This window comes from Paraburkholderia sp. BL25I1N1 (genome assembly GCF_003002025.1).
Lineage (GTDB): Bacteria > Pseudomonadota > Gammaproteobacteria > Burkholderiales > Burkholderiaceae > Paraburkholderia.
The window spans coordinates 333870-353817 of the sequence record NZ_PVZB01000002.1; the positions used below are offsets into that span (position 1 = coordinate 333870).

Genomic DNA, 19948 nt, shown 5'->3' on the forward strand with positions numbered 1-19948 from the left:
ACAGCACGTCTCAATCGGAAAGTGTGCTCATGAAAATCTCGTTACCGCCAACTGAGCGGCCGAACCGCGTTTACCCGCCGGGCACGCCGAGTCTGCACGGGCTTGCGTCGGTGATTACCGGCGTGGTGGTGGTGTGCGGCTTGTACTTCGGCCGCGCGGTGTTGATCCCGATCACGCTGTCGGTGCTACTCAGCTTCCTGCTCGCTCCGCTCGTACAGATGTTGCGGCGTTTCCATATGGGGCAATTGCCGTCGATTTTTATCGCCGTGTTGTTCGCGTTGGCCAGCTTACTCGCCGTCGGTGCGCTGATCACCGCGCAACTGGTGCAGCTCGCGGCCGACCTGCCGCAGTATCAGGAGGCGATCGAGCAGAAGATCGAAACGGTGCAGGAAAAAACCGTCGGCCGCGCCGATTCGCTGATGAGCCGCGCCGCCGTCGCGTTGCAGCGCGTGTCCCCGCCCAAGCCGAACCCGCCGCGCCCCACCGGACGCGCCGCGCGCAATGCGCCCGCCGTGCCGCAGCCGGTCGAAGTGCACGAACCCTCGCCCACGCCGATGCAGCTCGCGCAACGCGCGTTGTCGCCCGCCATCGCGCCGATCGAAACGACCTTTATCGTGCTGGTCGTGACGATCTTCATCCTGCTGCAACGCGAGGATTTGCGCGACCGTTTGATCAGCCTGTTCGGCTCACGCGATCTGCACCGCACCACCACCGCGATCAACGACGCCGCCGTGCGGCTGTCGCGCTACTTCGTCGCGCAACTCGGGGTGAATCTGAGCGCGGGCGGTGTGATCGCCATCGGGCTCGCGATCATCGGCGTGCCGGGGGCGCTGCTGTTCGGCGTGATCGCCGCCTTGCTGCGCTTCGTGCCGTATATCGGCATCTGGATCGCCGCGATTCTCGCCGTGTTCCTCGCGGCCGCGATCCAGCCGCAATGGACCATGGCGGTCTATACGCTGATCCTGTTCATTGTCGTCGACGTGGTGGCCGGGCAGATCGCCGAGCCGCTGCTTTACGGTCACCGTTCCGGCCTTTCGCCGCTCGCGGTCGTGGTGGCGGCGATTTTCTGGAGCTGGCTGTGGGGGCCGATCGGTCTCGTGCTGTCGACGCCGCTCACGTTGTGCGTGGTCACGCTGGGCCGCTACGCTGACCGGCTGAACTTTCTCACGGTGCTGCTGGGCGATCAGCCCGCGCTCACGCCCGCGCAGAACTTTTATCAGCGGCTGCTCGCGGACGATCCGCACGAGGCGATCGTGCAGGCGGAGCGCCTGCTGCGCGAGATGTCGCTGATCGACTATTACGATAAGGTCGCGCTCGAAGGTCTCAAGCTCGCCCGCAACGACGCAATGCGCGGCGTGCTAATGCCGGACCAGTTGCAGCGTATCAACGACGCGCTGGTGGACATCGTCGAAAACCTCGAAATCGCCGACGGCTTGCCGGACCGCCTCGCACGCAGCGAACCCGCCGATACCGCGAGCGCGCTGCTCGCTTCGGCCTCGGCCGATCTGTCCGAGCGGCACGACAGCCACGTTTCAGCGCACCCGCAGATGCGCTCCGAAGCGGCAAAAACGTCCGTGCTGTGCGTACCCGGCCGCGGTTCGTTCGACGAAGTCACCACCGCGATCGCCGTGCAACTGCTCGGCCGCCAGGGTCTCGCGCCGATGATGGCGACGCACTCGGGCTATCGCAGCGCACGCGCCGACGAACCGAGCTTCAAGGACGCGCCGATCATCTGCATCGTCTCGCTCGATGCGCCCGAATCGCCGCCGTATCTGCGCAACATGCTGCGGCGCACGCGCGAATGGCGGCCGCGCGCGACGCTGGTGGTCGGCGTCGGCGGTGCGCCGGAGGGCGGCGCGGAGATGGGCGCGACCGGCGCTTCGCACGCGGCGCCCACCTTCCGCGCGATGATCGAAGAATGCCTGGCGGCGTCGAGCCTGCAGCACGCGCGCCACGCTTCGCATGTGGGCGGCGCGGACTAGGCGCTTTCGCTGTGGGTACAGCCGCCCCGCGCCGCTGTACCCAAAATGAGGACAGCCACGCGCGCACCCTCCTTCATACTTCGCTATCGATTCGCACCGCCTCGAAGAGCTAACCAGCCACGGCGGTCGATCCCCGGCATCGAAGCTCCAGGAGACACGCATGAGCCGCCCCTTCAAACCCTATCCATTTTCGCCGCGTCACTATGAAGGCGTGGCGCCACCGCTCGTCGACGGGCGCGATCCGGTCAGGTGGCCGGTGGCGATTGTCGGCGGCGGGCCGGTGGGCATGACGCTGGCGCTCGCGCTGGCTCGCCAGGGCGTGCGCTCGGTGCTGATCGAAGCCGACGACGGCGTCTGCACCGGCAGCCGCGCGATCTGCATCTCGCGGCGCAGTCTGGAAATCTTCAAGCGACTCGGCGTCGTGCAAGGCTTCCTGCAAAAAGGCTTGCCGTGGACCGGCGGCCGCAGCTTCTATCGCGACACCGAAGTGTTCCGCTTCGCCATGCATCAGGACGACGAGCAATCGCTGCCGCCGATGATCAACATCGCGCAATATCAGATCGAGCAGTTGCTGCTCGGCGAGATAGAACGGCATGCGGATCTGATCGAGATCCGCTGGCAGACGCGCGTGACCGGCATCGAGCAACACGCGGCCGAAGGCGGCCGCGAGAATCTGGAAGGCACGGCCGGCGCGACGCTCGCCCTGCGCACCGGCGACACCGCATGGCAGATGGACGCCGACTGGGTGGTGGCCTGCGACGGCGGCCGCAGCACGATTCGCGAGGCGCTCGGCCTCAAGCTCACCGGCACCACGTACGAAGGCCGTTACGTGATCGTGGATATCGAACTGGCCAGCGCGCGCGCCACCGAACGCCTCGCCTATTTCGATCCGCCGTCCAATCCCGGCTCGACGGTGCTGGTGCACAAGCAGCCCGACAATGTCTGGCGCATCGACTACCAGCTTCGCGACGACGAAGACCCGGAAGCCGCCGTGCAGCCCGAGAACGTCATGCCGCGCGTGCAGAGCGTGCTCGATTCGATGGGCGAAACCGGCGCGTGGTCGCCGATCTGGATCACCGTCTATAAGGCCAACGCCTTGACGCTCGAACGCTACCGGCATGGCGCGGTGCTGTTCGCGGGCGACGCCGCGCATCTCGTGCCGATTTTCGGCGTGCGCGGCGCCAATTCCGGTATTGACGACGCGGACAACCTTGGCTGGAAACTGGCCTGCGTGGTGAACGGCGTGGCGTCGTTGCGTCTGCTCGACAGCTACAGCGACGAGCGCGTGTTCGCCGCGCGCGAGAACCTGAGCTACGGCATGAAGAGCACGGAGTTCATGGCGCCGCCCTCGTTCGCCTTCGACCTGATGCGCCAGGCCGTGCTCGGTCTCGCCGAGCATCATGCGGCGGTGCGTCCGTTGATCAACCCGCGGCAGACGCATGCGATTGCATACGCGCAGTCGCCGCTGAACGAAACCGCGGGTGACGCGAACGGCGCTTTCGCGCAAGGGCCGGCGCCCGGTACTGTGCTTCCGGAATGCAGACTCAAACGCAGGGACCAAGGCGTCTTGGACGATATCCATCTGACGGATCTGCTCGGAGCTTGCTTCACCGCGCTGCGCTTCGGCGCGAACGCGAACGACGACTCCACGCAAGACACAGCGTGGCAGCAGTTGCAAAGCACGTTGGCCGAACAACGTATCCCGTTCAAAACCGTCAAGCTGGTCAGGAACGACACGCAAAACGTCGCGAGCTCAAACGTGATCGATCACACCGGCCGTTTGCACGACATGCTCGACGCCACGCCCGGCACGGTCTATCTGATTCGTCCCGATGGCCATGTACTCGCCCGCTGGCGCGACGGCAGCGCAGCGGCCACGCAGCGCGCCATCGGCGCGGCGCTGACGATCTAGTACAAAGGGAGACAAACATCATGACCGATAGCGATCTCGACCTCGTCTACACGACGCTCTGCAAGACCCTCACGAACGAAGGCGAGACTCAGGCGCCGCTATATCTGGCCCGCCTCGCGATGCTGTGCCTGACCGAACTCGACAACCCGCAGCGCGCGTTGTCGCTGATCGATGCGGCACGGCTGCCGGTTTCGACTGCGGTGCCGGCATAAAGCGTAAAAAAAGCCGCCGCGCCTGACGGGGCGCGGCGGCTTTTCCTCGACGACAGTGTTACTGCTTCGGATACAAACCCAACGTGCTCGCATGCAGGCGCGCGAGACCGAGCAACGCATCCGTATACGGCGTAGCGACGCCTGTCAGTTGTCCCAGTTCGCGCACCGCGGCCACCAGCGCGTCGAGTTCGACTGCTTTACCCGCCTGCACGTCCTGCAGCATCGAGGTTTTCATCGCGCCGAGTTTCAGCGTGACCTCGTGGCGATCCGCCGGCTCCTGATCGATCGGAATGCCGAAGCGCGCGCCGATTTCCTTGGCCTCCAGCATGATGCTCGTGACGAAGTTGCGGGCCAGCTCGTCGCTGAGAATCCGGTCCGTGGTCGCGCCGGTGATCGCGCTGATCGGATTCATCGTCATATTGCCCCACAGCTTGTACCAGACGTCGCGCTGAATCTGCGCAGACGCCGACGCATTGAAGCCGGCCGCCGCGAGCTTGGCCGTGAGCGCCGCGACACGCTCGCTCGCCTGTCCCGACGCCTCGCCGATAATCAGCCCGTTACCCTGATGATGCCGGATGACGCCCGGCGCTTCGACGAGGCAACTGGCGTGCACCACGCAGCCCACCGTCTGCGCAGACGGAATCGCGGCGGCAATCGCGCCGTCCGGATCGATCGACTTCAGGCGCTTGCCGGCGAAGTCCGTGCCGAGTCCGTCGCAGAACCACCAGGGCACGCCGTTCATCGCGGTCAAGACGATGGTTTGCGCGCCAAGCAGCGGCGCGATCCGCGCGGCCACCGACGCCATCGCCGGACCCTTGACGGCGACCACGACGAGATCCTGCACGCCGAGGTCCGCGGGCTTCTCGCTCGCGTTCACTTTCACGGCATGCGTCGCGCCGCTTTCGATCAAACGCAGGCCGTGCTCGCGTAGCGCGTTCAGCGTCTCGCCGCGCGCCACCACGCTCACGCCGTGGCCGGCCTGCGCGAGCTTCACGCCCATCCAGCCGCCGATCGCGCCCGCGCCGTAGATTGCTACTTTCATCGTTTCAATCCTTATAACTGGCGTCGATGCGGTCCACTCGCCGCACCAACGCGTCGAACACGTCCTGCCCCGCGCCGTGACGCGGATCGAACTGCAGCGCGTCGCGCGAGCAGCGAATCGCGACCTCTTCCGGCACCGGCCGCGCGCGACCCATTGCAAACGTCGCCATCTGGATTTCGCAGGCCCGGTTGAGCGTCCACAGAACCGCGAAAGTTTGCGGCAAGGTGTGGCCCCACGCAAGCAGCCCATGGTTGCGCAGGATCACCGCCTGCCGGTTGCCGATGTGCTCCAGCAGACGCGGACCTTCTTCCGCGTGCACGGTGATGCCCTCGAAGTCGTGATACGCAATGCGATCGTGCAGTTGCGCGCTGTAGAAGTTGGTCTGCTGCAGACCGTCTTCCAGACAGGCCACGGCGACGCCCGCCGTGGTGTGCGTGTGCATCACGCAGTGCGCGTCGGGCAAGCCTTCATGAATCGCCGCATGCACGACGAAGCCGGCCGGATTCACCGGATACGGCGAGTGATCGAGCACGCGACCCTGTGCGTCGATCTTCACGAGATTGCTCGCGGTCACTTCGCTATAGTGCAGCCCGAACGGATTGATCAGGAACTGCCGCTCGCCGCCGCTCACGCTGGCGGGAATGCGCAGCGTGATGTGGTTGTAGATCATCTCGGTCCAGCCGAGCATGTCGAAGATCCGGTAGCACGCTGCAAGCTGCACACGCGCGTGCCATTCGTCCGGATGCATCGCGTGAGCCTTCGGCGCCGTCGGCGCTGGTATATCGAGGGTGGTCATCTGGGTCTCCCTTGTCGACCGCTGTTATCGTTCTGTTGCTCGAAAAGCCGTGCTTACGCGCCCGACACCACGGCCGCGATCGACGCCGCCACATACTCCGCGTTGCGTTCGTTCAGACCGGCCACGCACATGCGCCCGGAGCGCAGCACATACACCGCGTATTCGCTGCGCAGACGCTCCACCTGGCTTTCGCTCAAGCCCGTATAGGTGAACATGCCGCGCTGCGCGAGGTAGCGCGCGCGCATCACTTCATCCACACGGCCCGCGAGTCCGGCGTGTATCGTGCCGCGCATGGCGAGAATCCGTTCGCGCATGGTGGCGAGTTCCGCTTCCCACGAAGCGCGCAACGAGGCATCGGCGAGCACGTTGGCGACGAGCCGCGCGCCGTGCGTCGGCGGATTGCTGTAGTTCGCGCGCACCGTCGACATCAATTGACCGAGTACGCGGCCGGCCTCTTCCGCGCTCTTGCACACCACGCTCAGCGCACCGACCCGCTCGCCATACAGCGAGAAATTCTTCGAGAACGAATTGGCGGCGATCAACGGTATGCCCGCGTCGGCCAGCAGACGCACGCAAGCGGCGTCTTCTTCCAGACCGGCGCCGAAACCCTGATAAGCCATATCGACAAATGCGATCAGCTTGCGGCGCTGCAAGACCGGCACCAGCTCGGCCCATTGCGCCGCGCTCAGATCGACGCCGGTCGGGTTGTGGCAGCACGCGTGCAGCAGCACGACGCTCTGTTCCGGCAAGCGGCCGATCGTTTCGATCATGTCGGCGAAACGCAAGCCGCCGGTGTGTTCGTCGTAATACGGATAAGTGTTGACCGTGAGCCCCGCGCCTTCGAACACGACGCGATGGTTTTCCCAACTCGGGTCGCTGATCCAGATCTGTGAGCCGGGGAAATAACGTTTCAGGAAATCGGCGCCCACCTTGAGCGCGCCCGAGCCGCCGATGGTCTGCAGCGTAGCGATCCGCCCCGCCTTGCGCGCCTCGCTGTCCGCGCCGAATACAAGTGCCTGAGCCGTATCGCGATAGAGCGGCAGGCCGGCCATCGGCAGATAGGAGCGCGGGCCGATCGAATCGAGCAGCGCGGTTTCGGCGCGGCGCACGGCGCTCATCACCGGCAGCTTGCCGGCGTCGTCGAAATAGATGCCGATGCTCAGATTGACTTTGTTGGTGCGCGGGTCGAGTTGGAAGTCTTCGTTCAGGCTCAGAATCGGGTCGCCTGGATAAGCGGGAATGTGGTCGAACATGGCAATTCCTTGAATGTGGCCGCAGCGTGGTCTCGGTGTGGCGCTTGGTATGGCGGGCGCGTGGCGCGCGTGTGGCAAAACGACAGCCCACGTGAACCGGCCTGACTCAGACTGGCGAGACGGGAGTCTAAGCGGGTTTGGCCGGGTGCGTCGATTGGCACAAGTTTCCGCGCATGCGGCGCGCGGCACAATCAATCGATTTTTCACGATTCGTTAGTTTTTCTTTAGAATCGCCTCATGCCACTCACGCGCGTCACCCTCCGTCAGTTTGAAGCGTTTCTCGCCATCGTCGATCTGCATAGCATCGGCGCGGCGGCGGACCGGCTCGGCCTGACTTCGTCGGCGGTCAGCCAGTTGCTCGCCGACCTCGAAACGGAACTCGGCTTCCGCCTCTTCGACCGCACCACGCGGCGCGTGAATCTGTCGAGCGCCGGGCAGGATTTTCTGGCGTCGGCGGAATCGGTGCTGCGGCACGTGCGCGCCGCCGCGCAATCCGCCGACGATATCCGCAACCGCGCCGCCGGCATCGTTCGGATCGGCGCGCCGCTGGTGCTGGCGGCGACGGCACTGCCCGCGGCCATCGCCGAATATGCGCGCGACAAGCCGAAGGTGGTCGTGCGCATTTGCGATACCGTCGTCGAGCAGCTGGTGGAGCGCGTGGAAAGCGGCGACGTGGATCTCGCGATCGGACCCGACCGGCAAAGCGGCACGCGCGTGCGTTGCGATCCGGCGTTCGCGAGTCCGTGGGTCATGTGGTGCGCGCCGACCCATCCGTTGAACGCGCGCCGCCGTGTGCAGTGGCCGCATTTGCGCGGCGTGCCGATCGTCGCCACCGGCCGCGATCACGAACGCGCCGTCGGGCAAATGCTGGCCAATCTGCCGGCGGAAGCCCGCATCATTCCCGTGGATGTGGTGGACAACGTCACCACGGCGTTCGGCCTCGCCTCACAAGGGCTGGCCATCACGCTCGCGCCGGCCTACGTCGCGCCGTTGGCGCGCACCTTCGGGCTGGTGATGAAGCGTATCGTCGATCCTGAAACGATCCGCGAGGTGTGCGTGTATCGTTCCACGGAACGCGCGCTGTCGCCGCCCGCCGACGGTTTCGCGGACTTCATCATGCCGTGGTTAAAGCGCTGGGATCGCGAGACGCAGGCGGAGGCACGCGGCAAGCGTGCGTAATTGGTAGCTGCGTGGTAGCTGCGCTGCGAGGTGGTTGCGCTCAAGAGACAGTGTCCGCCCCACCGGCTTAACGTAAAACGCGCAAGCCGGCCGCGCTCCGTTTCAGGATCAAGCCAGTTCGGGCGTCATGCACAACGCGAACAACTGTCTCTGGCTCGAGATGCCGAGCCGCGCGTAAGCGCGCTTCTGATAGGTAATCACGCTCGCTGGCTTGACGCCCATCTGCACCGCGATTTCAACAGCGCTGGCGCCTTCTAGCGTGCCACGCAGCACGTCGAGTTCGCGCGACGTGAGCGCAGGGCAAGCGCGCCTGACCCGCGCCAGCATCGCCGCCGCCGAGCCCTGCTGATGTTGTCCATTCAACGCGTAATGGCCCTTCGCCGCGTGCGCGAACAAGGGCGCGAGACTTTCCACGCGTTCCAGTTCGCCCGGCTGAAACACGCCATAGGCGCGGTCGCGATACAGATTGATCGACAGCCAGACGCTTTCCATGGGCTGCACGAGCAGCGACAGCCGGTCGGACACGTTCGGCTGCGCATAACAGGCCGCGCGATACGCTTCGTTTTCGATCTCTTCGCTTTGCTGCTGATGCAGCACCAGCGCGTCGCGCGCCGGTTTGTCGTGCGGCTGCCCGATGATCGCGCGATTGCCGTCGAGCGCATAGAAATGCGTAGCATAGCGATCGGCGACGTCGCGCAGAAAGCGGCCGCCGCGATGATCGGCGGCGGAAACCGTGCGCGGCCTCGCGTCGAATTCATAGGCGAAGATGGTGCATTGCGAAACCGGCAGCGTATCGCCGACGGTTTTCAAAATGCTGGCTGCGAGCGCGTCGGCATCCGCATGCGAAATCGACATGACCAGCTCGGTCGCGCGCGAAATGCTGATCTGTTCGTTGCGATGCGGTGGAGAAATGCGCCATGAACGCATGATGGAAGTCCGGTCGCCGTGCGGTAGTTCGGTTCGGCAAGCGTAGCACAGCGGCACATGCGGCACGTTCTTCACTAACGGCGCGACGCCGCGCCGTTACTTCCCCGTAAACGATCCGCGCTGGAACGTCACCATTCTCGGCAACTCGATCGTAAAGACCGTGCCCACGGCTTCGTCGGAGTTCACGCTGACGTTGCCGCCGTGCATGCGCGCGATTTCCTGCACGATATGCAGGCCCAAGCCCAACCCTTCGCGCGAGCGCGCACCGCTGTTGTTCGGGCCGAACGCCTTGAACAGATGCGGAAACACCTCGGCCGGAATCGTGCCGCGATTGGCGACTTTCAGACGCACGCACTCGACCGCCTCGCCATCCACCTCGACGCCGATATCGCCGCCCGGCGCGCCATGATGCAGCGCATTGCTCACCAGATTCGACACGGCTTGCCAGACGAGGTCGGTGTCCCACGCGCCCGACGTATTGCCGCGGCTCGCGAACACGATCTGCTTGCCGTTCTCGCGCGAAGCGAATTCGTCGATCACCGAACGGCACAGCGTCGCCAGTTCGATCGAGCGCGGCTGCAGCGGCAGGCGCCCGCCTTGCAAACGCGCGAGATTGAGCAACTGGTCGACCATTCGCGCCATCCGCAGCGAACTGTTCTTCACGCGCGCGGCCACCGTCGCCGACTGTTCGTCGGCCGCCGTGCGCATCAGATACTCCGCCGACGCCAGCACCGCGCCGAGCGGCGTGCGCAGATCGTGACTGAGCACGGCCATCAGCATTTCGTTGGCTTCGAGCATTTGCCGCGTGGTGACGAGTTGCGCCGCGAGTTGACGCTTCTGCTGTTCGAGCTGCACGAACACATCGACCTTGGATTGCAGAATCCGCGGATCGAATGGCTTGTAGAGAAAGTCCACCGCGCCCGCCTCATAGCCGCGGAACGTGCGCGACGCGTCCTGCGCGGTTGCCGTCAGAAAGATGATCGGCACGTGCGAGGTGCGCGGGCTGCCACGCATCAGCGCAGCCAGTTCGAAGCCGTTCATGCCGGGCATGTTGACGTCGAGAATCGCCAGCGCGACTTCGTGCTTGAGCAGCAGGTCGAGCGCCGCCGTGCCCGAGTCGGCCACCAGCACGGCGAGATCCGGCCGGGCCAGCAGAGCTTCGAGCGCCGTGATGTTGTGAACGATGTCGTCGACGATCAGAATGTTCACGGGTGAGTTCGTCATGGCATCGCGTCAGAAAGAGGCCGGCAATGCAGCAAGCCGCCGGGCCATGGTTTCGGGAGTGTAGATAAAATCCGCCGCGCCGCGTTCAATCGCGGCGCGTGGCATTTCGGGGGAAACAGCGGTGTCGGGCGCCTGCACCCAGCTCGTGCCGCCCAGCGCGCGCACGCGTTTCAGGCCTTGCGCGCCGTCGTCGTTGGCGCCGGACAGCAGGAGCGCGAGCAGGCGTTCGCCATATACGGCGGCCGCCGATTCGAACAGCACGTCGATCGAGGGACGCGAAAAGCGCACGGCGGCATCGGTCGATAACGCGACGGTGCGGTCCACCTCCACCAGCATGTGATAGCCCGGCGGCGCGATGTGCACGCGCCCCGGCATGATGCGCTCGCCCGCATCGGGCTCGAGCACCGGCAACGCGCAGCGATGCGCGAACGCATCCACCAGATAGCTGCGCGGATCGGGCGGCAGATGCGTGACAATCATCACGGCCGGCGCAAAGCCCGCGGGCAGCGCGCTGAGCAGCACATTCAGCACTTCGATGCCGCCCGCCGAGCCGCCGATCACGACGAGCTCATAGCCGCGCGCCGCTTCGGCATCGACATTTGGCTGGACAGTTGAGCGTGGCATGGTGAGCGTGCTAGCGCTTCTGGTAAATGCGTTCGCTCGGACGGAATTCGTCGAACGCTTCGTAGTGGCTGGAAAACCGCAAACTTTCCTTGCTGCCCAAACCGAGAAATCCGCGCCGCACCAGCGCGTTTTCGAACAGACCGAGCGCGCGATCCTGCAAGCCGCGGTCGAAATAGATCAGCACGTTGCGGCACGACACCAGGTGCGCTTCGAGAAAAACTTCGTCGGTGGACAGGCTGTGGTCGGCGAACACCACGCGCTCTTTCAGCGAGCCCGCAAAGCGCGCGCCGCCATACGCCGCATGATAGTAGTCGGACAGCGAACGCTTGCCACCGGCCGCCAGATAGTTTTGCGTAAAGCCCTGAATCCGGTCCAGCGCGTAGATGCCGGACTCGGCGCGCGCGAGCGCGTCCGGGTTGATGTCGGTCGCGTAGAACAGCGTGCGTTCGGTCAGCCCTTCCTCGTCGAAGAGAATTTTCAGCGACCAGAGTTCCTCGCCCGTGCTGCACCCCGCAACCCACACCTTGATCGACGGATAGGTGCGCAGACGCGGCAGCACGTGTTCGCGCAGCGCGAGAAAATACGCCGGGTCGCGAAACATCTCGCTGACCTGCACCGTGAGGTACTGGAACAGCCGCGAGAACTCATCGCCGTTGCGCATGATGCGGTCCTGCAGCTGCGACAGCGTCTTCAGTCCGAATTCCTCGAGCGCCTGCGACAGGCGGCGGCGCAGCGACGACATCGCGTAGTGGCGGAAGTCGTGCTGATACTTGAGGTAGACCGCCTCCAGCAGCAGCTTCAACTCGATGTCGAAGTCGCTCATGCGTTGCGGTGCGTCGAATTCGGACTGACTCATCGTGTTCTCGCGTTCCTTCTACCGTTGGCGCAACCAGACACGGCACAACGCGACCAGCTTGTCCACGTCGATCGGCTTCGAGACGTAGTCGTCCGCGCCGGCTTCGAGGCAGCGCGTGCGGTCGTTCGCCATGGCCTTCGCCGTCAGCGCGATGATCGGCAGATGCGCAAAGCGCGGATTGCGGCGAATCTCGCCCATCGCGGTCAGCCCGTCCATCTCCGGCATCATGATGTCCATCAGGATCAGATGCACTTCCGGGCCGTTTTCCAACGCTTCGAGCGCTTCACGGCCGTTGCGCGCTATCTGCAATTTCGCACCGAGCGGCTCCAGCACGTGCGAGAGCGCGAAAATATTGCGGACGTCGTCTTCGGCCAGCAGGATCGTGCGGCCCTCGAAGGCATTGTCGCGCTGGCGCACGGTGCGGAGCATGCGCTGCTGCTCGGGCGCGAGCGACGACTCCACGCTGTGCAGGAACAGCGTCACTTCGTCGAGCAGGCGCTCGGGCGACTTCGCGCCCTTGATGATGATCGATTTCGAATAGCGGCGCAGACGATGCTCTTCCTCGTCGGACAGCATGCGGCCCGTGTAGACGATCACCGGCAGCGCGGCATGCGCGGTGTTCGCGGCGAGCCGTTCGAGCAGATCGTAGCCGGTGCCGTCGGGCAGCGCGAGATCGGTCACCACGCAGTCGAAGCTGAACTTCGCCAGATATTCCAATGCCTCAGCCAAGGTTGCGACTGCAACGATCTCGGTGTTTTCGCTTTGCAGCAATGCGCGGATGCTTTCGCGCATCGGCGTGTCGTCCTCGATCACCAGCACGCGTTTGAGGCGCTGCTGCAGACGCGCTTCGAGGCGGCGGATCGCGGCTTCCATCGTGCTGCGCGCGGTCGGCTTGAGCGTGTAGCCGATCGCGCCGAGGTGCAGCGCCTTGTCGGCGTGATCCGTGGCCGAGACGATATGGATCGGAATGTGACGCGTGAGCGGATCGTTCTTCAGCCACTCCAGCACGGTCAGGCCGGAACGGTCCGGTAAGCCGACATCGAGCAGCACAGCGGCCGGGCGCATGTCGCGCACGAGGGCGAGACCGCTGGCCGCGCTGCTCGCATGGACGAAGTCGAAGTCGAGTTCGTGGGTCAGATCGCGCAGGATTTCGGCGAAGGCGAGATCGTCTTCCACGGCGACGATCAGACGGCCGGCACGCGTGCGGTTGTCGCGGTCGTCGGCAATCGGTGTGTGTGTGGTTTCGGACGAGTTGCCGCTGGCTAAGCCGTTGGTTAAGCCGTTGGTTGAAGCGCTGGTTGAGCCGTTGATCAGGCCGTTGGCTGGCGTGATCACGCCGGGCTGGCTGCCGCCCGCAGATGGGCGTGCCAGCAGCGGCTCGGCCACAGCCGGCGCGCCGGCCGCTGTCTGTGCCGACGTATGTGCCGACGTATGTGCCGATGTCTGAGCCGATGCAAACGCCGGCGCCGTCGCGTGGTGCGCGTCCTGACTCGCGTTCAGCGCCACCTCCGCATCGAGCGGCAACCACAGCGTGAACACACTGCCCTTGCCGACTTCGCTGGCAACAGTGATCCGGCCGCCCAGCAAGCGCGAAAACTCGCGCGAAATCGACAGACCAAGACCGCTGCCGCCGTATTGACGGCTGGTGGAACCGTCGGCCTGCTGGAACGCCTCGAAGATCATGTCCAGCTTGTCGGCGGCGATGCCGATGCCGGAGTCGCGCACGTCGATGCGCAGCATGCCGCCTTCGGCCGGCGCGACGGACAGCGCCACCTCGCCGCGTTCGGTGAATTTCACCGCGTTCGAAAGGAGGTTGCGCAGAATCTGCGTGACGCGCTGGCCGTCGGTGATGAAGGTATCCGGCGTGCCCGGCAAGCGCTCGAATGTCAGGCTCAAATGCCTGGCGCCGGCCAATGGCTTGAACGTTTCCTCGAGCGCCTGCAGGGTCGCGTCGATCGACACGGTTTCGAGTTCGACCGTCACCTGCCCGGCTTCGACCTTCGACAGATCAAGAATGTCGTTGATCAGCACCAGCAGGTCGCTGTTCGACGCGTGGATCGTGTCCGCGTAGCGCACCTGCTCTTCCGTCAGATTGCCGGTACGGTTCTGCTGCAACAGCTTGGCGAGAATCAGCGAACTGTTCAGCGGCGTGCGCAGTTCGTGCGACATGTTGGCGAGGAACTCGGACTTGTAGCGGCTCGACTGTTCGAGGCGCGCCGCATTGGCCGCGAGATCGTCCTGCGCGCGCAAAAGATCGGACTTCTGCCGCTCGAGACGCTGCGCGTATTCTTCGAGCTGCACATTGGTCTGTTCGAGCTCGGCTTGCTGCGCTTCCAGACGCGTCTGCGATTCCATCAGCGCGCGGCCGCGCTCTTCGAGTCCTTCATTGGAGACGCGCAATTCTTCCTGTTGCACCTGCAGTTCTTCGTTCAACTGCTGCGTTTCGGCCAATGCGTCCTGCAGACGCTCGCGATACAACGCGGCTTCGACGAAATCGCCCATGCTCTTCGCGATCAGTTCCATGAACTCCTGATCGCGCACGCCCAGCTCGCGAATGAAGCCCAGTTCGACGACGCCGTTGACCTGGCCGTCGTTTTCGATCGGCATGATGAGCAGGTTCTTCGGCGCGCTCTTGCCGGTCGCGGACATCACCTGCACGTAATCCGCCGGCACGTCGCGCAAGACCAGCGTGCGGCGCGCCAAAGCCGCCTGACCGATCAGCGTCTCGCCTTCGGCGAAATTGCGCGCGGCGGCCTGCTCGTTGTCGCGGCTAAAACCGTAGGTCGCGATCCGCCGCAGCGTGCCGTGTTGTTTATCGCGTACATAGAGCGCGGCCACGACAGCGTCGAGATATTGCGCGAGAAAGTCGAGCATCGCGCGGCCGACCAGCGGCGAGGTAGTCTGCCCGACCACCTTTTCAGCGAGGAGGCGCTGCCCGGAGCGCAGCCACACCTGCTCCTGCAGCATGTCGGTCTGTTCGGCCTGCTGGCGCAGCACGCCGTCATAGGTGGCCGACAGGCTCATCAATTCGCGGCGGCCCACCCATGCGAGCAGGCCGCTCACGCCCAGGCTGAACAGCAGGAACACGCTCACCAGCGTGGTGGTGACGCGGCGCGTGGCGTCGCTGCGCTCCTGCCGCAGGCGCAACTCGACGTCGAGAAAATCGCCGAATTCACGACGTGTTTCGTCGAATTCGATTTTGCCGCGCCCGCTCGCCACAGCGCCCTCGACGTTCTGATTGCGACGGCGCGCGTCGATCATCTCTTCGGCAAAACGGCTCCAGCGTTGCTGGATCGCCTCGATCTGCTTGAGCTTTTCGACTTGCGGCGGGTTGTCGGCAACCATCGCCTGCAAGGCCTCGATCTGCGTCTTGAAGCGCGGGCCGCCGGTTTCGTACGGCGTAAGGAAAGTTTCGTCGCCCGTGATCAGGAAGCCTCGCATCGACGATTCGCGATCGACCGCGAGACGCAGCATTTCATTGGCCCGGCCGATCACGCGCTCGGAATGCTCGGCCCAGTTCATGGTCGAGACCAGATAAGCAATCAGTCCGACGAAGACGGCTATCGTGACCAGGCCGACACCCAGAGGCAAGGCAATATTGCGGCGAATAATGCTGCGAAAACGATTCTGGTCGACGGCCTGGGATGCGGTCATTTTTTCTGTCTTCGGCGGGGCGAATCGAGTCGATTCGGAATATTTTTCGGGTATTTCGCGTGATTCTTTCTCTCGCGAAGCGACGCGCGTAATCATACAGGATGGGCTTGTTTTTGAGAGGTGCGCGCGGGGGGTTTAGGCTTACTGGACGGGGCGGATACGGACTCACGCAACTTTGCGCGACCCGCGTGGGTCAATCGTGCGAGGAATGCAAATCCGCTCTTCGATCATCCGATCGCCGTCCACTTTCTTCCGGTAGCCGATGCCTTCTCACGCCTTCACCGATTTCTCCCGCGCGCCCTGGCGTATCGCCCTCGCCGCGGCCTTCGTGTGGCATGCCTCGTTGGGCGGCGCGGCGCAGCTTGCCGAGCCGCCCGCGGCGCACGGCGGCATTGTCGCCGCCACCGTGCACGTCGAGGCGCCCACGCAGGCTTCGCCGGTCGTGCCCGTGCCGCCGTCCGAGCAATACGCGGCGCTCTATCGCGACGTGCAGCTCGCGCATCTCTATCCCGACAGCAAAACCTTTGCGGACATGGTGCCGCTTTCAGCGCCCGCGCGGATCGTGGCGGCGTACAACGCCGCGAAGCAACAGCCCAACTTCAACCTCGCCGACTTCGTGAAGCGGAACTTCACGCTGCCCACACGCACCGCCAAGGCCTACGTGTCCGATCCGAATCAGGATGTGGTGAGCCATATCGATACGCTCTGGAACGTGCTGCGCCGCGAGCCGGATGCGACCGCGAGCCCATGGTCCTCGTTGCTGCCGCTGCCGTACGCGTATATCGTGCCGGGCGACCGCTTCGACGAGATCTACTACTGGGACTCGTACTTCATCATGCTCGGACTCGAACAGAGCGGACAACATGCGCTGGTTGTCGATGAACTGAAAAACTTCGCAACCCTGATTGACCGGTACGGCCATATTCCAAACGGCAACCGCACCTATTACCTGAGCCGCTCGCAACCGCCGTTCTTCGCGCAGATGGTGCAGCTCGTCGCCGAAAAAGATGGCGACACGATCTACGCGCAGTATCTGCCCGAGTTGCAGCGCGAGTACGCCTACTGGATGGACGGCGCCGACGGCTTGCCCGCCGGCCACGCCAACCGGCACGTGGTGCGCCTGCCGGACGGCACGCTGCTCAACCGCTATTGGGACGAACGCGCCACGCCGCGCGACGAGTCGTATCGCGAAGACGTGCTCACCGCGCAGCAGACGCCGCAACGCGATTCCGCGGATCTGTGGCGCAATCTGCGAGCGGGCGGCGAAACCGGCTGGGATTTCAGTTCGCGCTGGTTTGCGGACGGCAAGACGCTCGCCACCGTGGACGTGACCTCGCTCGTGCCCGTCGATCTGAATTGCCTGCTGGCCGATCTGGAACGCACGCTTGCCAGGGCTTATCGTCTGCGCGGCGACGTCACGCATGCGGAGAATATGGAACAGCGCGCCGCCGCGCGCGCCGAAGCGATTCGCCGCGTGCTGTGGGATCCGCAACTGCAGGCATTCGGCGACTACGACTTCGTGCATCACATGCTCACGCACCGGCTTACGGCCGCGACGGTCTATCCGCTGTATACGGGCATAGCGACCCGTCAGCAGGCGAAAACTGTCGCCGCGACATTGCAGCGCGAATTGCTGCGCCCGGGCGGGCTCGCCACCACGCAAACGGCGACGGGCCAGCAGTGGGACGCGCCGAACGGCTGGGCGCCGTTGCAGTATCTGGCTGTGATCGGCCTGCGGCGCTATAGCGAAATGGCGCTCGCGCAAACCATCGCGACTCGCTGGATCAGGACCAATGTGTCGTACTACCAGCACACGGGCAAGCTCGTCGAAAAATACGATATCGACGCAGCTACGCCGGGCGTCTCGGCCGGCGGCGGCGAGTATCCGCTGCAGGATGGCTTCGGCTGGACCAACGGCGTGCTGCGCGAGTTGCTCGTGCTGTATCCGCAGACGGTGCAGACGTCGCGTCCAAACGATATCCCCGAAGGTCCGGCGGGCGTGTCGGCGGCCGCGGCTTCCGCTGCCGCCGCGCCGAAGAATACGCATCGGCTGCATGGCGCGCGGGTGAATCCTTAGCGCGCTCTTTAGGCTGCAATAAAAAAGACCTGGCCAGTGCGAACCAGCCAGGTCTTTTGACGGCTCACCGAACGCTCAAGCCGGCACGGTCTCGGCCTGCTTCGCCCGCGACCACACGCGATGCTGCTCGGCCGCCTTGATGAAGGCCTTCAGCACGTCGGCGGCCTGCTTGTCGTCGCCGGTTGCGACGCCGTCGGCATGATCGGGCAAGTGCGCGGCAGCGAGCACGTCACGGCCCGCGCCGATCGCCGCGATCGCCTTCAGATGCTTGAACGCCTCGAGCACGAAATGCCGCGCGTCGCCCGATCCGGCCAGCGTCTTCGCACCCTTGTCGCCGCCCACCACGATCACCGCGTCGAACATGATCGACGGCAAGCCGGCAATCGTGGCGTCCGGCGCCATGCCGTCGATCGCGGCAAGCGTTGGCGCGATCAGCATGGGCACCGCGCCTTCGCCCTGCAGCGCCGTCTGCAGTTCCTTGATCGCGGCGCCATCGGAACCCGGCGCGGCCAGCAGCGCGATCTTGCGGGTCTTGATGCCCGGCCGCACCCGGTTGAGCAGGCTCAGCGCCGGCGATTCCTTGGGCCCGCTCAGCTTCGTCGTGCCTTTCTTCGGTGCCGGCAAACCGAGGCCTTCGGCCACCTGCGCCGCGAGTCCCGCGTCGAAGTTGGCGAGAATCTCGTTCACCACGCGCGCACGAATTTCCGGCTTCGTCACTTTGCCGAGTTCGAATTGATAGGCCGCGGCGATGTGGTCTTTCTCAGGCTGCGACATGCTGTTATAGAACAGCGCGGCCTGCGAGAAATGATCGGCGAACGATTCGCTGCGCACACGGATCTTGGTGCCTTCCACGCGCTCCTGATAGCTTTCGAAGCCGCCGTCGGACGGCGCCGGATCGGTTTCCTTCGGCCAGCCGCCGCTTAGCGAATTCGGTTCATACGAAGCCTGGCCGACATTGATCGCCTGGCGGTGCATCGCGTCGCGCTGATTGTTATTGAACGGGCACACCGGCCGGTTGATCGGAATCTCGTGAAAGTTCGGGCCGCCCAGCCGGCTGATCTGCGTATCCGTGTACGAGAACAAACGGCCTTGCAACAGGGGATCGTTCGAGAAGTCGATGCCCGGCACGATATGGCCCGGATGGAACGCCACCTGTTCGGTCTCGGCGAAGAAGTTGTCCGGGTTGCGATTGAGCGTCATCTTGCCGATGATCTTGACCGGCACGAGTTCTTCCGGAATCAGCTTGGTCGGATCGAGCAAGTCGAAATCGAATTTGTGCTCGTCGGCTTCTTCAATGATCTGCACGCCCAGTTCGAACTCAGGGAAGTTGCCCGCTTCGATCGACTCCCACAGGTCGCGCCGATGAAAGTCCGGATCCTTGCCGGCCAGTTTCTGCGCTTCGTCCCACAGCAGCGAATACGAACCCAGCACCGGGCGCCAGTGGAATTTGACGAAGCGTCCCTTGCCTTGCGCATTCACGAAACGGAAAGTGTGAATGCCGAAGCCTTCCATGGTGCGCAGGCTGCGCGGAATCGCGCGGTCCGACATGGTCCACAGCACCATATGCGCGGACTCGGGCACCAGCGAAACGAAGTCCCAGAAGGTGTCGTGCGCGGAGCCGCCGGTCGGCATTTCGTTCGGGGCTTCCGGTTTGACGGCGTGCACGAAGTCGGGAAACTTGATGGCGTCCTGAATGAAAAACACCGGCATGTTGTTGCCGACCAGATCGTAGTTGCCTTCCTGCGTGTAGAACTTCACGGCGAAACCGCGCACGTCGCGCACCGTATCGGCGGAACCGCGCGGGCCTTGCACCGTGGAAAAGCGCACATAGACCGGCGTCTGGACAGCGGGGTCCTGCAGGAATGCGGCCTTGGTGTATTCCTTCATCGACTCGTAGACCTGAAACACGCCATGCGCTGCCGAGCCACGCGCATGCACGATGCGCTCGGGTATGCGTTCGTGGTCGAAGTGCGTGATCTTCTCACGCATGATGAAGTCTTCGAGCAGCGAGGGGCCGCGGGGACCGGCGCGCAGGCTGTTCTGATTGTCGGAGATCTTGACGCCCTGATTGGTCCTCAGCGCCTGGCCTTCCGGGCTGACTCGAAACTGTTCGAGATCCTTCGATTTCGGATCCACTTGCGGGTTAGTCGCCTGCGCGTCCTTCGCTGCGGGCTTCTGCGTATTCGTTTTACCTGCCATGAGAATCTGCT

General features: G+C 64.4%; 14 protein-coding genes. 5 read left to right on the top strand and 9 right to left on the bottom strand.

Annotated elements, in window-relative coordinates; all coding sequences use genetic code 11:
- Positions 1 to 29 precede the first annotated feature (29 nt).
- The 3 genes from B0G73_RS04360 to B0G73_RS04370 all read left to right on the top strand — a co-directional run bounded on the left by B0G73_RS04360 (position 30) and on the right by B0G73_RS04370 (position 4106).
- Complete coding sequence (locus tag B0G73_RS04360; RefSeq protein ID WP_106278218.1) at positions 30 to 1982, top strand: AI-2E family transporter; 1953 nt, start codon at positions 30 to 32, stop codon at positions 1980 to 1982.
- Between the two features lie 160 nt (positions 1983 to 2142).
- A complete protein-coding gene (locus B0G73_RS04365) occupies positions 2143 to 3894 on the top strand; it encodes an FAD-dependent oxidoreductase (RefSeq protein WP_106278220.1) in 1752 nt (583 codons plus the stop codon).
- Positions 3895 to 3914: 20 nt separating this feature from the next.
- Positions 3915 to 4106: a hypothetical protein gene (locus B0G73_RS04370; protein WP_106278222.1), complete on the top strand. Its 192-nt coding sequence runs from the start codon at positions 3915 to 3917 to the stop codon at positions 4104 to 4106.
- 58 nt (positions 4107 to 4164) lie between these two features.
- Here B0G73_RS04370 and B0G73_RS04375 read toward each other — a convergent pair whose 3' ends face one another.
- From B0G73_RS04375 to B0G73_RS04385, 3 genes are read right to left on the bottom strand one after another with little or no spacing between them, the layout of a single operon-like run.
- Complete coding sequence (locus tag B0G73_RS04375) at positions 4165 to 5148, bottom strand: 2-dehydropantoate 2-reductase (RefSeq protein ID WP_106278224.1); 984 nt, start codon at positions 5146 to 5148, stop codon at positions 4165 to 4167.
- 4 nt (positions 5149 to 5152) lie between these two features.
- Positions 5153 to 5944: a class II aldolase/adducin family protein gene (locus B0G73_RS04380; protein WP_106278226.1), complete on the bottom strand. Its 792-nt coding sequence runs from the start codon at positions 5942 to 5944 to the stop codon at positions 5153 to 5155.
- A gap of 53 nt (positions 5945 to 5997) precedes the next feature.
- Positions 5998 to 7197, bottom strand: a complete 1200-nt coding sequence (locus tag B0G73_RS04385) for an amino acid aminotransferase (protein ID WP_106278228.1) — start codon at positions 7195 to 7197, stop codon at positions 5998 to 6000.
- A 237-nt stretch (positions 7198 to 7434) separates the two neighbouring features.
- Between B0G73_RS04385 and B0G73_RS04390 the strand changes: the two genes are divergently transcribed.
- On the top strand, positions 7435 to 8376 hold the full coding sequence (locus tag B0G73_RS04390; protein ID WP_106278230.1) for a LysR family transcriptional regulator: 942 nt from the start codon (positions 7435 to 7437) through the stop codon (positions 8374 to 8376).
- Between the two features lie 108 nt (positions 8377 to 8484).
- On the opposite strand, the gene B0G73_RS04395 is transcribed toward B0G73_RS04390, so the two are convergent.
- From B0G73_RS04395 to B0G73_RS04415, 5 genes are all read right to left on the bottom strand, one after another.
- Positions 8485 to 9303 (bottom strand): helix-turn-helix transcriptional regulator, encoded by an 819-nt coding sequence (locus B0G73_RS04395; RefSeq protein ID WP_106278416.1) that lies wholly within the window; start codon positions 9301 to 9303, stop codon positions 8485 to 8487.
- 96 nt (positions 9304 to 9399) lie between these two features.
- On the bottom strand, positions 9400 to 10527 hold the full coding sequence (locus B0G73_RS04400; protein WP_106278232.1) for a hybrid sensor histidine kinase/response regulator: 1128 nt from the start codon (positions 10525 to 10527) through the stop codon (positions 9400 to 9402).
- Positions 10528 to 10536: 9 nt separating this feature from the next.
- Complete coding sequence (locus B0G73_RS04405) at positions 10537 to 11151, bottom strand: chemotaxis protein CheB (RefSeq protein ID WP_106278234.1); 615 nt, start codon at positions 11149 to 11151, stop codon at positions 10537 to 10539.
- 10 nt (positions 11152 to 11161) lie between these two features.
- Complete coding sequence (locus B0G73_RS04410) at positions 11162 to 12007, bottom strand: protein-glutamate O-methyltransferase CheR (protein ID WP_106278236.1); 846 nt, start codon at positions 12005 to 12007, stop codon at positions 11162 to 11164.
- 18 nt (positions 12008 to 12025) lie between these two features.
- Complete coding sequence (locus B0G73_RS04415) at positions 12026 to 15661, bottom strand: response regulator (RefSeq protein ID WP_106278238.1); 3636 nt, start codon at positions 15659 to 15661, stop codon at positions 12026 to 12028.
- A 262-nt stretch (positions 15662 to 15923) separates the two neighbouring features.
- On the opposite strand from B0G73_RS04415, the gene treF reads away from it, so the two are divergent.
- Positions 15924 to 17738, top strand: a complete 1815-nt coding sequence (treF, locus tag B0G73_RS04420; protein WP_106278240.1) for an alpha,alpha-trehalase TreF — start codon at positions 15924 to 15926, stop codon at positions 17736 to 17738.
- A gap of 75 nt (positions 17739 to 17813) precedes the next feature.
- On the opposite strand, the gene katE is transcribed toward treF, so the two are convergent.
- Positions 17814 to 19943: a catalase HPII gene (katE, locus tag B0G73_RS04425; RefSeq protein WP_258193173.1), complete on the bottom strand. Its 2130-nt coding sequence runs from the start codon at positions 19941 to 19943 to the stop codon at positions 17814 to 17816.
- Positions 19944 to 19948: the final 5 nt, after the last annotated feature.

What these genes read in the sequence shown, in the direction of transcription:
- B0G73_RS04390 (WP_106278230.1), top strand. Translation starts at nt 7,435, where the DNA reads ATGCCACTCACGCGCGTCACCCTCCGTCAGTTTGAAGCGTTTCTCGCC.
- B0G73_RS04400 (WP_106278232.1), bottom strand. Translation starts at nt 10,527, where the DNA reads ATGACGAACTCACCCGTGAACATTCTGATCGTCGACGACATCGTTCAC.
- B0G73_RS04415 (WP_106278238.1), bottom strand. Translation starts at nt 15,661, where the DNA reads ATGACCGCATCCCAGGCCGTCGACCAGAATCGTTTTCGCAGCATTATT.
- treF (WP_106278240.1), top strand. Translation starts at nt 15,924, where the DNA reads ATGCCTTCTCACGCCTTCACCGATTTCTCCCGCGCGCCCTGGCGTATC.
- B0G73_RS04405 (WP_106278234.1), bottom strand. Translation starts at nt 11,151, where the DNA reads ATGCCACGCTCAACTGTCCAGCCAAATGTCGATGCCGAAGCGGCGCGC.
- B0G73_RS04370 (WP_106278222.1), top strand. Translation starts at nt 3,915, where the DNA reads ATGACCGATAGCGATCTCGACCTCGTCTACACGACGCTCTGCAAGACC.
- B0G73_RS04365 (WP_106278220.1), top strand. Translation starts at nt 2,143, where the DNA reads ATGAGCCGCCCCTTCAAACCCTATCCATTTTCGCCGCGTCACTATGAA.
- B0G73_RS04360 (WP_106278218.1), top strand. Translation starts at nt 30, where the DNA reads ATGAAAATCTCGTTACCGCCAACTGAGCGGCCGAACCGCGTTTACCCG.
- B0G73_RS04380 (WP_106278226.1), bottom strand. Translation starts at nt 5,944, where the DNA reads ATGACCACCCTCGATATACCAGCGCCGACGGCGCCGAAGGCTCACGCG.
- B0G73_RS04385 (WP_106278228.1), bottom strand. Translation starts at nt 7,197, where the DNA reads ATGTTCGACCACATTCCCGCTTATCCAGGCGACCCGATTCTGAGCCTG.
- B0G73_RS04410 (WP_106278236.1), bottom strand. Translation starts at nt 12,007, where the DNA reads ATGAGTCAGTCCGAATTCGACGCACCGCAACGCATGAGCGACTTCGAC.
- B0G73_RS04375 (WP_106278224.1), bottom strand. Translation starts at nt 5,148, where the DNA reads ATGAAAGTAGCAATCTACGGCGCGGGCGCGATCGGCGGCTGGATGGGC.
- B0G73_RS04395 (WP_106278416.1), bottom strand. Translation starts at nt 9,303, where the DNA reads ATGCGTTCATGGCGCATTTCTCCACCGCATCGCAACGAACAGATCAGC.